This window comes from Streptomyces sp. NBC_00846 (assembly GCF_045207325.1).
Taxonomy (GTDB): domain Bacteria; phylum Actinomycetota; class Actinomycetes; order Streptomycetales; family Streptomycetaceae; genus Streptomyces.
The window spans coordinates 3,758,000-3,773,300 of record NZ_CP108846.1 but is presented as its reverse complement, the minus strand read 5'-3'; the positions used below and the strand labels follow the sequence as shown (position 1 = coordinate 3,773,300).

Annotated in this window: 12 protein-coding genes and 5 pseudogenes; 5 read left to right on the top strand and 12 right to left on the bottom strand. The window is 68.8% G+C overall.

The features are described from left to right. Window positions 1-89: 89 nt before the first annotated feature. Window positions 90-406 (bottom strand): annotated as a pseudogene (locus tag OG936_RS17350) (MFS transporter); the annotation flags it as partial. On the opposite strand from OG936_RS17350, the pseudogene OG936_RS17345 reads away from it, so the two are divergent. Both OG936_RS17345 and OG936_RS17340 read left to right on the top strand, forming a co-directional pair. Beyond that, window positions 371-941 (top strand): annotated as a pseudogene (locus OG936_RS17345) (MarR family winged helix-turn-helix transcriptional regulator). The pseudogenes OG936_RS17350 and OG936_RS17345 sit on opposite strands and share 36 nt — an antisense overlap. After that, on the top strand, window positions 938-1,390 hold the full coding sequence (locus OG936_RS17340) for a GNAT family N-acetyltransferase (RefSeq protein WP_406495760.1): 453 nt from the start codon (window positions 938-940) through the stop codon (window positions 1,388-1,390). The pseudogene OG936_RS17345 and the gene OG936_RS17340 overlap by 4 nt, the downstream one beginning before the upstream one ends. 94 nt (window positions 1,391-1,484) lie before the next feature. Here the strand turns inward: OG936_RS17340 and OG936_RS17335 are convergent, their stop codons facing one another. The 3 genes from OG936_RS17335 to OG936_RS17325 all read right to left on the bottom strand — a co-directional run bounded on the left by OG936_RS17335 (window position 1,485) and on the right by OG936_RS17325 (window position 4,801). Continuing rightward, window positions 1,485-2,867 (bottom strand): serine hydrolase domain-containing protein, encoded by a 1,383-nt coding sequence (locus OG936_RS17335; RefSeq protein WP_406495758.1) that lies wholly within the window; start codon window positions 2,865-2,867, stop codon window positions 1,485-1,487. A gap of 192 nt (window positions 2,868-3,059) precedes the next feature. Beyond that, the gene (locus OG936_RS17330; protein WP_406495756.1) at window positions 3,060-4,247 is read right to left on the bottom strand and encodes a hypothetical protein; all 1,188 of its coding nucleotides are present in this window, start codon (window positions 4,245-4,247) and stop codon (window positions 3,060-3,062) included. 41 nt (window positions 4,248-4,288) lie between these two features. Continuing rightward, window positions 4,289-4,801: a SigE family RNA polymerase sigma factor gene (locus tag OG936_RS17325; protein WP_406495755.1), complete on the bottom strand. Its 513-nt coding sequence runs from the start codon at window positions 4,799-4,801 to the stop codon at window positions 4,289-4,291. A 41-nt stretch (window positions 4,802-4,842) separates the two neighbouring features. On the opposite strand from OG936_RS17325, the pseudogene OG936_RS17320 reads away from it, so the two are divergent. Further along, window positions 4,843-5,223, top strand: a pseudogene (locus tag OG936_RS17320) (IS3 family transposase); the annotation flags it as partial. A 222-nt stretch (window positions 5,224-5,445) separates the two neighbouring features. Here the strand turns inward: OG936_RS17320 and OG936_RS17315 are convergent. Both OG936_RS17315 and OG936_RS17310 read right to left on the bottom strand, forming a co-directional pair. Continuing rightward, window positions 5,446-5,628 (bottom strand): annotated as a pseudogene (locus tag OG936_RS17315) (hypothetical protein); the annotation flags it as partial. 345 nt (window positions 5,629-5,973) lie between these two features. Continuing rightward, complete coding sequence (locus tag OG936_RS17310) at window positions 5,974-6,285, bottom strand: hypothetical protein (protein WP_406495753.1); 312 nt, start codon at window positions 6,283-6,285, stop codon at window positions 5,974-5,976. Window positions 6,286-6,489: 204 nt separating this feature from the next. Here OG936_RS17310 and OG936_RS17305 point away from each other — a divergent pair, with 204 nt between their 5' ends. Further along, entirely contained in the window at window positions 6,490-7,209 is a 720-nt protein-coding gene (locus OG936_RS17305; RefSeq protein ID WP_406495752.1) for an MBL fold metallo-hydrolase, read from the top strand. A 53-nt stretch (window positions 7,210-7,262) separates the two neighbouring features. Here the strand turns inward: OG936_RS17305 and OG936_RS17300 are convergent, their stop codons facing one another. From OG936_RS17300 to OG936_RS17290, 3 genes and pseudogenes are all read right to left on the bottom strand, one after another. Then, window positions 7,263-7,487, bottom strand: a complete 225-nt coding sequence (locus OG936_RS17300; protein WP_406495750.1) for a LysR family transcriptional regulator — start codon at window positions 7,485-7,487, stop codon at window positions 7,263-7,265. Between the two features lie 1,663 nt (window positions 7,488-9,150). Continuing rightward, window positions 9,151-9,429 (bottom strand): annotated as a pseudogene (locus tag OG936_RS17295) (TniQ family protein); the annotation flags it as partial. A 111-nt stretch (window positions 9,430-9,540) separates the two neighbouring features. Then, window positions 9,541-10,179: a hypothetical protein gene (locus tag OG936_RS17290; RefSeq protein WP_406495748.1), complete on the bottom strand. Its 639-nt coding sequence runs from the start codon at window positions 10,177-10,179 to the stop codon at window positions 9,541-9,543. 49 nt (window positions 10,180-10,228) lie between these two features. On the opposite strand from OG936_RS17290, the gene OG936_RS17285 reads away from it, so the two are divergent. Then, complete coding sequence (locus OG936_RS17285) at window positions 10,229-10,732, top strand: GNAT family N-acetyltransferase (protein ID WP_406495746.1); 504 nt, start codon at window positions 10,229-10,231, stop codon at window positions 10,730-10,732. 151 nt (window positions 10,733-10,883) lie between these two features. On the opposite strand, the gene OG936_RS17280 is transcribed toward OG936_RS17285, so the two are convergent. The 3 genes from OG936_RS17280 to OG936_RS17270 are packed head-to-tail and all read right to left on the bottom strand — an operon-like array spanning window position 10,884 to window position 15,276. Then, a complete protein-coding gene (locus tag OG936_RS17280) occupies window positions 10,884-11,471 on the bottom strand; it encodes a DUF6262 family protein (RefSeq protein WP_406495745.1) in 588 nt (195 codons plus the stop codon). Continuing rightward, window positions 11,468-14,101 (bottom strand): tyrosine-type recombinase/integrase, encoded by a 2,634-nt coding sequence (locus OG936_RS17275; RefSeq protein ID WP_406495744.1) that lies wholly within the window; start codon window positions 14,099-14,101, stop codon window positions 11,468-11,470. The genes OG936_RS17280 and OG936_RS17275 overlap by 4 nt, the downstream gene beginning before the upstream one ends. After that, window positions 14,101-15,276 carry a tyrosine-type recombinase/integrase gene (locus OG936_RS17270; protein ID WP_406495742.1) on the bottom strand — a complete coding sequence of 392 codons (1,176 nt, stop codon included), beginning with the start codon at window positions 15,274-15,276 and terminating at the stop codon, window positions 14,101-14,103. The genes OG936_RS17275 and OG936_RS17270 overlap by 1 nt, the downstream gene beginning before the upstream one ends. Window positions 15,277-15,301 lie beyond the last annotated feature (25 nt).

Genomic DNA, 15,301 nt, shown 5'->3' with positions numbered 1-15,301 from the left:
GAACGTCAGCGGGCGGCGCAGACAGTGAGGGTGCTCATGGGGTGACTTCATGGTGCGGCGCGATGCGGTGCCTGGTGGGTGTGAGAGCGTCAGTGGTGGGCCGTGGGTGCCGCGAGCGGTTCCGGACTGTGCCGGGCGACAAGTCGGCTCCGGGGGACCGTGCGATGTTCCAGAGCACTGGAGACGAACGCGAGAACCAGGGCGGAAGCGGCCGGAACGGCGCCGACCCCGTTGGGCGCGGTGAGCCGAGGCCCGCTGCGATGACGAGACCGCCGAGCCGGGCCGACAGCGCGTTACCCAGGTTGAAGGCACCGATGGTGACGGCGGATGCGAGAGTCGGAGCACCGGAGGTCTGGTCGAGCACCCGCTTCTGCAGCGGCGGCACGATGGCGAAGCCCAGTCCCCCGCACTGACCGCCCTGTCCCAGGGCTGGTGCGCGCTCTCCTTGCTCCACGGGAGGATCGAGGCCCGTATCGAGCGGGCTCTGCAGAGCGGGCACGGGCTCAGCGTGCGGGAGTACCCCCTCCTCGACGTCCTGAGCAGGCAGCACAGCGGCCCAGGCGGCCATCTTCAGATGAAGCAGGTCGCCGGTCGCCGTCGTTCTCAGCCAGAGCGCCACCACCCGCCTGGTCACCCGGCTCGAGGACCGCGGACTGCTGACCCGGTACCTCTGCGACACCGATCGCCGGGGCATCTGCACCGACGTCACCGAGGCCGGTCTCGCCCTGCTCGCAGATGCCCGGTCGACCAATGACACCGCGCTGCGCGCCGCACTCGACGAAGCCGCCAGGAACCCCGAGCTGGCCCCGCTCGTCCGGGCGGTCGAAGAGCTCAAGTCCCCCGTACCGGTCGCACGAGTCGCCCCGCAACCGTGGCCGGTCCCCGCACAGGCCGGGAAATCATCCGCCATGCGCATGGACTGCGTAGGGTGCCGATCATGAGCGATCTGGAAATACGCCCCGCGGCCCGCACCGACATCCCCGCGATCGTGGCCATGCTCGCCGACGATCCACTCGGTGCACAGCGTGAGTCACCGGACGACCTCGCCCCGTACCACGCCGCGTTCCAGCGGCTGGCGGACGACCCGAACCAGTACCTGGTGGTCGCCGTGCGCGGGGACCGCGTCGTCGGAACTCTGCAGCTGACCGTGATCCCCGGACTCTCCCGGCGCGGCTCGACCCGCTCGGTCATCGAGGGCGTCCGCGTCCATGCCGCCGAACGCGGCAGCGGTCTCGGCACCCGGCTGATCGAATGGGCCGTGGACGAATCACGGCGCCTGCGCTGCCAGTTGGTCCAGTTGACATCCGATGCAGCCCGGACCGATGCTCATCGCTTCTACGAGCGGCTCGGCTTCACTGCCAGCCACGTGGGCTTCAAGCTCGCGCTGTGACCGGGGCCGGACCGGCCCCTGCCGTTTCACGTGAAACGGCAGGGGCCGGCTGCGTGGTGCGCAGGCAACGAGGCGTTCTCAAGTGGCGTGGCTCTCAGGCTCCGAGTCCTCGCCAGCCGCCTTCGTCCACACCGCCGGGAATGGCCGCCGCGGGGTCGTACGGCTCGCGCGTGAAGACGAACGAACCCAGATCGAGATGGTTCACGCTGCCGTCGCCGTTCCGGACGACGCGCAGCGTCTCCCCTGCGTAATAGCCGTTGAGACCGACCCAAGTGCCGTCGGGCCGCGCGGTGAAACGGGCACCTCGGCCCTTGCCTCGCAGGGGCTGAAACTCCATCCCACCGTCCGAGGTCAGTCGCAGGACGTTCGCGCGCGTGCCCCAGTACCAGGGGCCGGTCAGCGCGAGAAGCTCCGCGTCCGCCTCGGGCAGGGGGCACCAGGGGTCCGGAATGCGGGGCTCGGCCTCGGCGACGATCTTCACGAGGTCTGCGGCGACATCCCCGATCATCGGCCCGGACGTGGTGTTGGTGAGGACGACGGCCGTCACATCGTCCTCGACGCTGAACCACAACGCGGCCAGGAAGCCGGGCAGCGAGCCCGTGTGCCCGAAAAGCGTGCGGCCGTCCCTCCGTACGAGCTGAAGACCCAGGCCGTAATGCGAATCCCAGTCGCCGGACTCGATCGGCGCGGACGGTTCACGCATCTGCTCCACGGAGGCGGCGCAGAGCACCCGGTCGTCTCCTTCGGCAAGAAAGGCCGCGAAGCGGAGAAGGTCGCCGGTGGTGGACCAGAGCTGACCGGCCGCGGCCATCAGCCCGAGATCCTCGGTCGGTTCGGGCAGCATGACATCGGCCCAGGGATGCACGGCCCAGCCGCCCTCGTGCGGTGCATGCGGCTGGTGGCTCGTGCGGTGCATGCCGAGCGGTTCCAGGATCTCGTGTCGCAGCACGTCCGCCCAGCCCGCCCCGCGCACCTTCTCGACCAGCGCGCCCAGCAAGGTATAGCCGGGGTTCGAGTAGTGGTGCCGGCGGCCCGGGGCGTGCGTCCTCGTCCGCTCACCGAGTACGTCCGCGAGCTCGGGTCGCAGGGCGCCGGGGGTCCTCTCCCACCAGGGGGCGGGCGACTCGGCGCCCAGTCCCGCGCTGTGGCCCAGGAGTTGGTGAACAGTGACTCCGCCGACGCCCGTGCCGGGCAGATGCTTCTCCAGCGGGTCGTCCAGGTCCAGAAGCCCCTCGTCGCGCAGCCGCAGGACCAGCACCGCGGTGAACGTCTTGGTGATCGAGCCGATCCTGAACTGTGTGTCGGCGTCGGGGGCGTGGTCGTCCACGCAGCTGCGGGAGCCACTCCAGACGGTCTGCTCCTGCCTCTGCACCGCGGCGACGAGCGAGGGCGCGCGGCCTTCCGACTGCGCGGTGGCGATGCGGTGCAGCAGAGCGCGCTGCGTACCGGGGAGCAACTGTTCAGATGGGGTGGTCATGTTCAACAACTACCCGCAGAACCCGAGCTGTGGCGAACGCATTTCACAGCACCTGAGCCACGCCCCGCCACCGCCGTCGTCGCCGCCCGACCGTCGCGCAACGCTCACCTACACAACACGAAGCGGGAGGCGGCGACCCCGAAGGGTGATCCGCCTCCCGAACTACCGCAAGCAGGCGCGTTGCCCACGGCCCTACTTTCCGGCAGAGTTGAACGCGGACACCACGACCCGGAGGCCGTCCGTACGGATGGTGTCGGCGGTCCACATCACCACGCCCGCGCCGGCCATCCTGTCCGGGGCCTGACGCGTGACGACCTTCGTCCCGTCCGGCAGCACCTCCGCCCCGGCCCCGAACAGCTCCCCCTCCATGTCCGACATGTTCGGCTGCACGTTGATCTGCACCAGGCTCGCGCCCTTGCCATCATTCACGACGTACACGTATCCGTCGTCACCGCGCTCGGAGGCTACCTTCGCGGACACAGGCAGCAGCGACTTGAGCTTTCTCAGGATCGCCCGGCCGTCCTGCCCCCGCGCCGACGGCTGCCGTACCGGCTCCGGGGCCGCCTTTCCCAGAGCGTTCATCACGGGCCGCCACTCGTCGGAGATGACGAGTCCCTTCAACTGCCCAACAGTGAGCGGGGGCTCGGCCCGTGAAACGGCGGCGCCCTTCTCTGCGGGCGCGTTCCACTCGCTGGCATCGACCGTGTATCCGTCGGGGGTCACGAGATAGGCGTGCCACCACTTGGTGTCCACGCGCTTGTCAGGGTATTCGTACCCGCGCAACACCATCAGGCGCGAACCGTCGTCAAGCGTCTCATTCCGGCAGGAGTCGTACGGCACGAAGGTCTTGTCGGGGCATTCGAGCTGCTGCTCCGCCTCCGTGCCGTCCGGGTCGATGGCGCCGACGCTCACGCCGATCGCAGCTTTGCCCTCGCCATCGTCGAAGACGAGCTGCGCCGATGGCCCGAACCGGTCGGCCGTACCGCGCCCCGCCCGCCCGCTGACCTTCCCCTCCGGAAGCAGCCCCTCCAACCTCTCGATCACCTGCTGCGCCGAGAGCTGCGGCCCCTTGCCGGGCGACGACTTCGTCGAAGGGCCGGTCTCCTGCACCTTCGGCTGCGCGGCCACGCCCGCCCCGCCCTGCCCCGAGCCGCCGCCGAACGCCCCTGTGGCGTACGACGCCCCGAACCCCACGACGGCGAGCGCCGCGACGCTGCCGGTCACGGCCGCGACCCGCCTGCGCCGCAACCCCCGCCGGCCGCGCACGACGCCGCCGTCCACCAGCGGGCGCCCCTCCACGGAGAAGACCTCCCCGGTGCGGCGTAGCGCGTCACCGAGCCCGCCTTCGAACGCGTCCAGGTCCTCCTGCGTTCCAGACATGCCAAACCACCACCATTTCTCGTCATAGTCAGTCGGGCTGATCAGTGCGCGGCGAACTCTCCGATACTGCCGCCCAGTTGCACCCTCAGCCGGGCGAGTGCACGGGTGCTGCGGGTGCGTACGGCTGCGGAGCTGACGTTGAGGACGTCCGCAGTCTCCGTGACGGACCGGTCCTCCCAGTACCGCAGCACGACCACCGCCCGGTCCTTCGCCGGCAGCTTCCGCAGCGCGTCCAAGAGCATGAGCCGAAGCGAGGTGTCACCCTGCGCGGCCGTCTCCGAGACCTCGGGAATCTCGTCGCTCGGCCGCTCTCCCGCCGAACGCCGCCGCTGGTGCGCCAGAAAGACACGCACAAGAACGGTCTGCGCGTACGCCGCCGGATTGCCGAGCTTCGACGACCTACCCCACACCACATACATCCGCCCCAGCGTCTCCTGCACCAGATCCTCGGCGAGATAGGTGTCGCCGCTGGTCAACAGGCACGCCGAACGGAAGAGATGCCCCATGCGGGCCGCCGCGAACTCCCGGAAGGCGCTCTCCTGGGACCGTCTCATCCGCCGCCCTCCCCCCTTGGCCAGTCGCCTACACCATTTAGATGCGGTGGGGGCGGCGGGATGTTTCACCCGAGTTGCTTTCTCTCTCCGCGAACTCATCGGCGAGTAGTTCCCGCAGTCCTGCGACCACCGAGGTGCCGGTCCCCTCCAGCGCTCAGACCGCGTTTGAGATCTGCAGGGTCTTCACCGAACACGCCTGCAAGATCGCCCCCTCCACGTATTACGCGGCCGGGAAGCGCCTGGCCAGGCCCTCGGCCCGGCAGTTGCGACGCCGCGCTCAAGGAGCTGATCAGCGGTGTCCATCAGGCCAACTTTCGTGTCTACGGGACGAGAAGGTCTGGCGCGAGCTGCACCGGCAGGGCCACACGGTGGCCCGGTGCACCGTCGAGCGGCTCATGCGCGGGCTCGGGCTGGCCGGCGCGGTCCGCGGCAAACAGGTGATCACCACGGTGCCGGACGCGAGCGTGGAACGAGCCCCGGACCTCGTGGACCGCGACTTCGCCACCACCGCTCCGACTGTTACTGCCACCGCCGACTCCACGGTGAGACAGGGCACATCCCGCCCGCCGAATACGAGACCAGCTACTACCGCGAAACCCCAGGTCACAGTCAGAACCTGGAGTCTCGATCGAACCCGGAACGATTCACTCCAGCTGGCTGACGATGTCCTTCTTGGACGCCACGTCCAAGGTCTCCGAAAGCTTGTCGAAGGTGTCGGGGAGGACGTCGAGCAGGTCCCGGATCTGCTCGCCGATCCTGACGGTCAGCAGCAGCCGGCACCTCGACTGTGGCGACAGTTCGGGACGGTGGCTGAGCCGGTGGACGAGCTGTAGGGTCTCGCCGCCGATGGCGGACGCCGAGGCCCTGAACAGGAACGTTGTCCGCTGTCTCAGGCCGTGGCGGACGTCCGCCGTCTCGCGATGATGACAGTTCCTCACGTCGACCGGACCAGCCCGAGTTTCTGACCTGGGGCTTCTCGCGATCCGCCGGGCATCCGCCTAGATCCACAAGATTCCGCCACGGATCGCGAGACCCCACAGCTGGGGCTGTAGGTTCTCACCGTCCGTGTCATAGGACGTCGCTCTGACCAGCCGTTTTCCCCGTTCTCTCAGACGATGTCCCCGCACTCGTGTCTCAGTTCCGTGGCATTTCTTCACGGCCAGCGCCGCAGGTCAGCCGGGACGGACAGCGATCTTCTGTCGGGTGCCGTCCCATACTTCCTCGAACTGTGCGGATGTCAGCCACTCGGGATCATGCCCTTCCCACTGTGAGACGGGCAGCTCGGCGGTGACCCCGAACTTCGCTTCGTAGTCGGCAAGGCGATCGGCATCTCGCGCCCGCTGCCATTCGTCGAGGGATGCCGCGGCAAGAGGGGTGAGCGCGGGACCTTGGAGCTCGATCTGCCGGGTGACCCAGCCCTCAGCGTCGACTTCGAAGTAGAACCAGGTGTCCTCTTCGTCCCAGTAGCAGCGAAACCATTGCATCGTCTGTGATCCCCCAAACCTGTGGCCTGCCCGCCGATCACGTGGTCGAGCCGACGGTCGTACCGAGCGAGGAAGTCCGCCGCCGACGGGACCTTCAGCCCCCAGAAGCCATCAGCGTTCCGTGGCCTGCCGTTCACGCTGCGCATAATTCGCCCGCAGCGCAAAGGGACCGGCCGCTCCTCGGCCGCCCGTTAGCGTCGCGCCATGGAACTCATCCAGATCACCCCTGCCGTCTGGCAGTTGCCCTTCCCCGTCGGGCACGTTCACGTCGTGCGTCTGCCGGACGGATACGCCCTGATCGATACCGGTGTGCCGGGGTCCGCCCCGGCGATCCTGGAGGCCCTCGATCAGCTCGGCGGCCGTCCTCAAGACGTGCGGCAGATCGTTCTGACCCACTCCCACCTCGACCATATGGGCTCGGCTGCGGATCTCGTCGCGGCCACGGGCGCCCGAGTCTTGGCCGGTGCGCTGGACACCCCGTTCATCCGCGGCACCGCCCCCGAACCCGAGCCGGTATTCACTGCCTCGGAACGCGCCCTTCATGAGCAGATCACGGCTGGATTCGCCGACGCGGATGTGCCTCCTGTGAAGCATGTGCCGGTGGACATTGAGCTGCGCGACGGCGACACCCTCGACGGCTGGGCCGAGGCCGTCCGCGTCCTGCATGTTCCAGGTCACACTCCGGGAGGCATCGCGCTCCATCTCGCGTCCAGCGGCGTGTTGTTCCCAGGTGACATCGTCGCCACGGCGGATGACCGGGCGATCCTCGGTCCGTTCAACGTGGACAGAGAGGAGGCCATCGCTTCCTTCCGACGGTTGGCCGCGCTGGAGGTGGAGACAGTGTGCGTGCCCCACGGCGAGCCGTTGATGGAAGACGCGGGCGCGGTGCTCCGGGCGGCTGCTCCGGAGGGTGACTGGGTGTGAAACGAGGATCGTTGTACTGATTTCGGATCAGCCCTCTCCGATCTGGGATCCTTTCACTGTCGAAACCAGGGTGATGAGTCGCCGCCCGCGTCATACGACTCTTTCTCGAGAATCGTCTTGGCCGCGGCAGCCACGCGCTTCCCGAAGGGGGTCAGCCTCATGGTTCGGCCGCGTTCGGCGCGCTCGAGCAGGGGCTGTCCCAGATCTTTCTCCAACCGGTTGATCTGGATCACCAGCGTGGGCTGGTTGATACCGAGGGCTTGGGCGGCCTCTCGCATCGTGGGGTAGGCAGCGGCAGCGGTGAAGCGCTCGAGCCGCTGCCATGCGTATGGGCTGGTGAGGGCCCTCCGCGGTTTCGGACGGTGGGAGTGCGGGGGCGGGGTGTTCGGTCAGGGCCTGCCGCACCGCTTCGATGCTGGTGCCGAGGATCTCAGCCATGCGTTGAACGGACTTCTCGTCCTGGCGGACAAGCCGGTGCAAGCGTGGAATGTCGATGAGAGCGGGATCGGGGCCGGGCAGGTCGAGCCCGTCGAGCAGAAAGGCGGGCGGCTTCCAGGTCACCGGCTCATCGTGGATGTGACGGTTGGCGATGAAGTCGTAAGCCTCAGCGGTCAGCGCCGCAGCGAGTTCGGGTGTTTGGAAGGTCGCGAAGCGGGCTGTCTCGACCCGGAAGTGTGCTTCGGCGACGGTGCGATGTCCGGGGGCGGCTTCGGCGGGCAGACCGCTGATGCGTTGGAACAGCTGGCAGCGGACGATCTGCTCGCGGCGGCCGGTGCCGGCCGGTGAGCCGGTGCGACGGCAGATGTCCAGCCAGCGCTCGTGCGGGAGCAGGTGGCTGTAGTCGAGGCGGCGGCGCCGCTGGTAGTCGATTGGAATGTCGTGGGCGTCGAGGTAGTCGGCCAGCCGGGCCAGGGCGACGACCGTGTCCTTCCAGTGCGGCTGGTCATCGAGCCGTTGCAGGATGCGGGAGATGTCCGGGCCGTCGGTGAACGACCCGAGGTGTCCGGCAGCGGCATCGAGAGTGGTCCTGCTGCCGATAATCAGCAGTGAGCTGGCCAGGACGAGAGCGAGGACCCGGGGATAGACACCTTCGGAAGGGGCAAGCCGTACTGTCCAGGAGGGCCAGAACATGCTTGGGATCTTCCGTGCCCGATGTGCAACCGCCCGGCCTGACGTCTTCGGGCGGCTGGGCATGTCGGTGGCGGTGCGGTATCGGAGCTGTTCGCTGGGGCGGAATGACGGGGCCAGGGCGGCCAGGTGCACCGCATTCAGGACGGGGCTCAAGCCGCGTCCCCAGCTGTCGAGGCTGGTGGCGCTGATCTGGTAGAGCTCGTCGCGCATCACGTCCAGCAAGCCGCGCATCATCTCTCCGCCCTGGTGGATGTCGCGGTGCTCGAGAATCCGCAGCGCCATGATCGCGGCGACGGCTGTGCTCACAACCCTCGGTGGGGCCATGAAGCCGGGCCGCTCGGTGGCCAAAGCCGCGAGCCGGGATCCGGGCTCGGGTGTGAAGTGCCGGTCGGTGAGATCCGATGGGGCCAGGCTCGTGATGATGTGGTCTGGAAGGTCTGCCAGGACACGTCCACCGATGGCGCGGATGTCTGTCAGGGCGCTCTGGGCTGGTTGCGGGCTGAGCTCGTAGGCACCGAAGGACGCGGTCCCGGAATCGATGATCTCCAGTAGCCGGTCCTGGGCCGTCAGCGCCGGATGGCCCGTGGGCAGCGTGAGCGTGCGGGTCTGGGTGAGATCGAAGCCACAGCCGCCTGAAGGGGCTCCGTCCGGGCGGGAAGGCGGATTGCCGCAGATTCCAAGGCGGGGGATGGCGATGCCAGATCGGGGCCGCTGCCGCTGGACGCGCCCGCAGTTCGGGCAGCAGTCCGCCAGCAGCCGATGGTGCATCGGGCAGGCGAAGGCCCAGCCCAGACGCCAGGCCAACTGCCAGCGGCCGCCGCTGGTTTTCAGGCAGTCCGGGCAGAAACGGGAGCCGCAGCCGCGGCCCCAGAGCACCCATCGGTTGACGTACCGGCGCTCGAAGTTGATCCGCAGGGCCCGCTGATCGTAGTGGGCCAGTGTCAGACACGTGACCGTGTGAACGTCCAGTCCGCTCGCGTGCGCGATGGCCGCGGTCTCCTGCTCACCCAGCAGGATCGTCCAGTCCGGAGGAATACCTCGCAGATGATTCCCTGATCTGCCCTTGGCAGGGAGCCCGAAGTGCCGCATCACCTCGACCCAGGGGCGTGTGCAGCCGCTCGGCCAGGGCCTCCAGCCAGGAGTCGAGGGCCTCACCGGGGAGAGGCCGCAGCCGGATCGGGAGAGTCCTCGGGACTTGCGTCACGCGGCCTTCTTTCGGCCGGACGGCCGGGGGCGGCTGGTCAGCCGCCGTGTCTCCAGGGCAGCTTCGAGTTCCGCGCGGGCCTTCTCTGATGCCTCGTCGTTCTTCACGCCGTCCAGCAGGTCGCGGCTGAGGCGTTCGCCGCCGCCACGGACGGCCCGCTGGCAGCCGCGGTTGATCAGCGTCATCAGCGAGCCGATGTGTCCGGTGCTGCGGGCGAAGAGGTAGTCGGACAGGTCATCCGCGAGCATGCCGGGGTGTTTGTCTGCCAGGACGATGCGCTGTTCGAGGGCCAGCAGCATCTGCCGCCATTCCCGGCGTCCCTGTTCATCCGTGATCGTGAAGGGCCGCACCCCCAGCCGGGTGGTGCGGCGGCCGGTCTGGGCCAGGGCCGCGTCACCGGTGGCGCCGCCCTCGCTGAACAAGCCCTTGTCGGCGAGTCCGACGCCGATCATCAGCAGGGTGACGGGGAACTCGTTGGCGATCCATTTGAGATGGTTGCTGACTTCGATGCCGCTGGTCTTGCGCCATTTCAGGAAGTGCAGATCGTCCAGTTTACCGACCGCAGGAGCTCGGATACCGGCTCTGAACTGCGATGATTCATAGACTACATGTCCGTGACGGTGGTTCAGCGCCATTCCCGAAAACCGTTGGGGAATGACGCGGTCGCGATGGCAGGATGCGGGCATGCGCTCTGACGTCACTCTGCGGCGGCTCGATGAGGGTCTGCTTCAAGACCTGCTGGATGTGGCCGTGGTCGATGCGGACCCCCATGAGGTGATGCCCCCGGTTGCCGGGCCTGCCGGGTGGACCGACGAGCGTCGGACGGCGTTCTCGCGGTTCCATCAGTCGAGGTCTCTGTCAGCAGAGCCGGCGGAGACCACCTATGCCATCGTCGTGGGGGACGCCGTGGTGGGGGCTGCCCGGCTGTGCCCTCTGGAGGGCGCGGAGCATGCGGTCGAAGCGGGGGTGTGGATCGGACGCTCCCACCGCGGTAGCGGTGTCGGCAGTGCGGTACTCCGCCACCTGCTGGTCCTCGCCCGCGCCGACGGATTCGATTCCTTGTTCGTTAGCACGAAGCCCGACAACACTGCCAGCCAACGACTACTCGCGGCCATGGGTGTCGACCTCGTCCGCGAAGGCGACTCTGTCACAGCGTGGGTGGACCTCGTGGCCACCGGGCAAGGCTGAGGCCAACATCCGTGCAGGCAGGTCATGCCTTGGGGTGGGGCGGCAGAGCCGTCACTGCCCACCTGGGCGTTTGCGTCCGGTCTCTCCGATCCGACCCACGGCGCGTCCACCGTCCCGGTGGACGCGCCGTGGGTTTGTCAGCGGGTCGTGATTACCTCGCTGTTCCCGGATCGGTGATGTGCGCTTCGAGATCGGCGATGCGGCGGTCTTGGAACCGCAGGTTGGAGCGGGCGGCCTGCAGTCGTTCGTCGAAGGACCGGTTGTCGGCGGTGAGCTGGCGGACGCGCTGCTTGAGGGTGGTGTTCTCGGAGGTGATCCGCTGGACGGCTTCCTGAGTCCATTCAGCTTCCAAGTCGCGGACCTGGCCGAGGAGTTCACCGATGCGGGTGCGCTGGGCGAGGATCTCGGTATGGGCGGCCTTGAGGGCGTCCTCGGCGTTCAGGGCCCGCTCTCGCCAGGTCGCCTCGCGCTCCTCGTCCTGGTCGGCGAGCATCTGGGTCCGGCGTTCGCCGGCATGAGCAATCGCCGCAGCGACCGTGGCTCTGGCCTCGGTGTTGTCGTAGAGGAAGGTGCGCGAGACGTCTGCTCGGCGGGCGACGGCGGCGACGCTGACCTGGGCCTTCTCGCGTCGGATCCGGGCGATGGCGTCGTGGACGCGCTGGAGAGCGCTCTCGGTCTTGCGGCGGCGGGCGGCCTGGGCCGCCGCAGTGCGGGGTTCTGGGACGGTGGAGGTGTTCATGCAGCTTCCTGTTCGGGGTCGTCGCCGTCGGCTGAGCACGTATCGCTGTACTCGCCCTGCTCGTCGTTGGCCGCGTCGGCGAGGTCGGTGGCGCGGAAGGCGGTGGACCACACCCGGTGGAAGTAGTCCTGGGGTTTGCGCAGGTCCAGGGCGAGGGCGTCGTCGAGGAGGCCGAGGCCGGCCAGGGCCTTCTCCAGGCCGTCGATGGCGCGGGCGGTGGGTTCGAAGTAGCGGTGGAGGTAGTCGGCGGTGGCGTCGTCGGGGGCACCTTCAGCCAGCAGCCGCCACTGTTCACGCTTGCGCCGCCAATACAGCAGGTCGGCGCCGGACAGGACGAACTTGTCGCAGTTGTGGCAGTCCAGGTTCCAGGGGCAGGCGCCGCCGTCGACGACGGGCTGGAAGGTGCAGAACCCTCCCTCGGCCGGCGTGCTGCGGCGTGACAGGTCGATCGCCAGAGCCTGGGCCTGCTGGCGGGTGAGCGGGGCGGAGTCCCCGGCAAGGAGTTCGCCGGGCTGGGCCGTGCCGGGGCCGGCGACCCAGACGTGCTGGAGGACGTTCTCCAGATCTGAGCTGGTCAGGTGGACGTAGTGCTCCGCCATCCGATCGCTGACCTGTCCGAGGTATCGGCGGATGTGGGTCAGGGTGGCGCCGTGGCGCAACAGGCTGGTGGCCAGAGTATGGCGGGCCTGGTGGGGGACATAGTGGCCGAGGTCCATGGCGTCCACCCAGGGTCGGAACCGGCTGTAGAACCACTGGTGGGTCAGCGGCACCGTCCCGTCGTTGCTGCGGTAGGTAGTGGGGAACAGGGCCAGCCCGGCGCGTTGGGCTCCGGTCGGCCGGTAGCCGTAGCGGGCGGTGAAGCGGTCCAGGGTCTTGCGTTGGCGCTCGGCGAGGATCCCGTAAAGGCGTTCGGGTATGCGGATCGCGGCGTCGTAGTTGCCGACCTTGGTCTGGTCGTGCCAGAACATCGCCAGGCCGCCGTAGCGGCCGATGCAGTCCCACCGCACCTTGAGCACCTCGCCGATGCGGCGTCCGGTGGTGACGGTGGTCTCCCAGATGTCGCGGACACCGTTGTCGTTGACGTCGTAGGTGGCGGCGAGTTCGGCCAGATTCGTCTCGTCCGCCAGCGCCCGGGCGACTTCGTCGGGGAAGGGCCGACGCGCGGTCCGGCCGGTGGTCGCGCCGGCGGTCGGGAACACGATGATGAACTCCCTTTCCAGGCCCAGCCGTTCCGCGGCACCGGTGTCGAGTGCCTCGCGCATCAGCTTGCGGACGGCGTTGAACACAACCGACCGGGTGACGGTGGTGACGATGCTCGCGGTCCCGTCCGGCCGCTTGACGGCCAGCGAGGGGAGCCCTTCGCGCTCGCGGTGGCGCTGGTCGGCGACGAACCGCTGGGCGTGCTCTTCCCGGAGAACCGCCGGGTCATGGCCACTGCCAGGAGCCTCGATCTCCAGGAAGACTCCCAGCTCGACGGCGGCCCTGCGAAGGTCGTCGATCGGTCCGGCCGAGCGCGGGCAACGCGGTGACCTCAGCAGATCGGCCAGGTAGTCCCACGTCAGATCCCGCAGCCAGCGCTGCGGGATGCCGGTCAAGTCGACGTGGCTCATCCGGTGTGGGAACAGCACCCCGTAGTGCTCGGTCTCCAGGAAGCCAGCGTCCTTGGCCTGCTCAGGGGTGAAGTAGACCAGCCGCAGCTCGTGCAGGATCTCCTTCGCGATCGCCCCGGTGAACGCCGCGGAACCACCGGAGCCGAACTCGAAGTCGACCAGCGAGTTCACCTCCAGCGTGCGGCAGGTGGTCACCAGCGACCGGATCCAGCCCAGGTCCCAGCGGGTCGGGCGGGCTCGTTGAGTATGGACGAACAGTCCCCACTGGATCTCGGCCCGCACCAGGGGCCGCAGGCCACGCAAGTTGATCTGCCCCGGCCACGGTTGCGCGGGAACGGTAGCGCACCACCGCCGGAACGCCGCCTGGTCGTCGCACTCGATCGGGACCGCCTTCCCGAACTGCTCGTATCGCTGCCACCAGCTGGCCGGCATCGCGGCGCCACCCGGCTCGCAGTCACGGCGGTAGCGGGTGCCGTGCCACGAGCACAACCCCAGCGGGGAGTCGGCCAGATTCGGGCAGACGACCACGCCGCAGAGCCCGTAGCCGGGGCGCGCCTGTTCGCCGCTCACCCAAGCGGCGAACGCCTCGCTGTCGTCTCCCTCGTTCTTGCGCACGGCCCACCGGCTCAGATGCCGCTGACACAACCGCAGATCGTTGCGGGCCGCAGGCCGTTCAGGGCAGATCTGACAGATGGTCTCCGCCGCCCCGACGCGCCGATCCAGACCCTGGGCGGCCGCCACGAAGGCCGCCCTGCCCACCCCGCGCTCGCTGTCCTGGACCCACTGCCGCTGATGCTCCGAGCAAAGATCCGCCCCGCCCGTCCGGCTGCGTTCACACTGGTCGACGACGCATGCCCACCGGTAGACCGCGTGGCCGGGTGGGATCTCGATCACGTCCGGCCGGAAGATCGGGTCGAAGGACGGCCCGCCGATCAGCGCGGTAAGGATCTCCAGCCGGTCGCGGCCGACCCGGTCCTCACGCTCGGCGAACAGCGGTCGAAGGTACTCCTGCCGTCGCATCACGCCTCACCCCAGACCGCGCGCAGTGCGGCGTCGAACGCCGGATCGTGGACGTCGACATGCCCGTAGACCTCGTCGACCATCGCGGCCGACGCCCAGCCACCCGCGTCCCGGGCGATCAGCAGGTTGCCGTCCGCCGCGTCGAGAACCGCGGAAGTAAACGAATGCCGGAAGGCATGGGGCTTCACGATGCCGAGACCAGCGCGTTTCCCGGCCCGGCCGAGCATCCGCCGGGCCCCGACCGGCGCCCACGGCTGACCGGTGTCGGTGCCGTGCAGCTGGACCAGGAGCATGCCGTGGTCGGCGCCGCGCGGGTACTCGGTGGTGACGTACTCGAAGTAGGTGTGCACCATCGCCGGGCTGACCCGCTTGATCAGCCCGCCGGTCACAATGCCGTGCTCGACCCGCCAGGGATGCTTGGTCTTCGCCTCGGCCCGGTTGGGGTTTCCCGGACGGTGGCAGACGTGCAGGTGCGGGGTGCGGCACTCGCCGCAGGCCGCGTTCTCGCGCAGGTGCAGGTCCGCCAGGTGCAGCCCGCAGAGTTCGCCGATCCGCAGGCCGCCGTCCGCGAGCCAGGTCACCACCAGCCGGTCCCGGGCCGCTTTCACAGCGGCCAGCAGCTTCTCCCTCGCGCCGTCCGGGAGCATCTTCGGATGCCTGCGGTGCGGGCCCTTCGGCGCGAGCGGGTTGGTGGGCAGCGATGATTTCACGTGCCCGAGGAAGGAGCGGCGCCGGTCCACCCGCGACGGCAGCCGGGACGTGTCGAGCTTCTTGCCGAGCCCCCCGTTCACGCCGAGGGAGGATTGGTGCAGGTAGAAGCCCTTCAGGCAAGCCGCCGTAGTCGACAGCGCGGACTGGCCGTAGGGTCGCTTGCCCACCCGCCACGGCTCGCCGAGCGGCATGCGGACCTCGGCACCCACGATGCCCATGTACCGCTCAAGGTCCCGCAGTTGAACCTTGCCGAAGGTCAGGCACTCCCGCTCCAGCCACCGCAGATGGTCCACCAGCAGATACGCGTACGTCCTCTGCGTCCCCGAGCCTTCATGCTGCCGCAGGAACCGCTCCGCCTCCGTGTGGACCGTCCCCTCGGGCCACACAATCGTCCACGACCGCCGCCCGTCCTTCCGTTCGATCTGCTGGACCCTCAGGTCCCCGACCACCACGCGCCGTGCCACTCGTCCTCCGTACCGACTCCAGAAC

Coding starts and splice junctions, on each gene's coding strand:
- OG936_RS17340 (WP_406495760.1), top strand. CDS start 938: ATGAGCGATCTGGAAATACGCCCCGCGGCCCGCACCGACATCCCCGCG.
- OG936_RS17330 (WP_406495756.1), bottom strand. CDS start 4,247: ATGTCTGGAACGCAGGAGGACCTGGACGCGTTCGAAGGCGGGCTCGGT.
- OG936_RS17290 (WP_406495748.1), bottom strand. CDS start 10,179: ATGGCGCTGAACCACCGTCACGGACATGTAGTCTATGAATCATCGCAG.
- OG936_RS17285 (WP_406495746.1), top strand. CDS start 10,229: ATGCGCTCTGACGTCACTCTGCGGCGGCTCGATGAGGGTCTGCTTCAA.
- OG936_RS17325 (WP_406495755.1), bottom strand. CDS start 4,801: ATGAGACGGTCCCAGGAGAGCGCCTTCCGGGAGTTCGCGGCGGCCCGC.
- OG936_RS17280 (WP_406495745.1), bottom strand. CDS start 11,471: ATGAACACCTCCACCGTCCCAGAACCCCGCACTGCGGCGGCCCAGGCC.
- OG936_RS17275 (WP_406495744.1), bottom strand. CDS start 14,101: ATGCGACGGCAGGAGTACCTTCGACCGCTGTTCGCCGAGCGTGAGGAC.
- OG936_RS17305 (WP_406495752.1), top strand. CDS start 6,490: ATGGAACTCATCCAGATCACCCCTGCCGTCTGGCAGTTGCCCTTCCCC.
- OG936_RS17310 (WP_406495753.1), bottom strand. CDS start 6,285: ATGCAATGGTTTCGCTGCTACTGGGACGAAGAGGACACCTGGTTCTAC.
- OG936_RS17300 (WP_406495750.1), bottom strand. CDS start 7,487: ATGCGAGAGGCCGCCCAAGCCCTCGGTATCAACCAGCCCACGCTGGTG.
- OG936_RS17335 (WP_406495758.1), bottom strand. CDS start 2,867: ATGACCACCCCATCTGAACAGTTGCTCCCCGGTACGCAGCGCGCTCTG.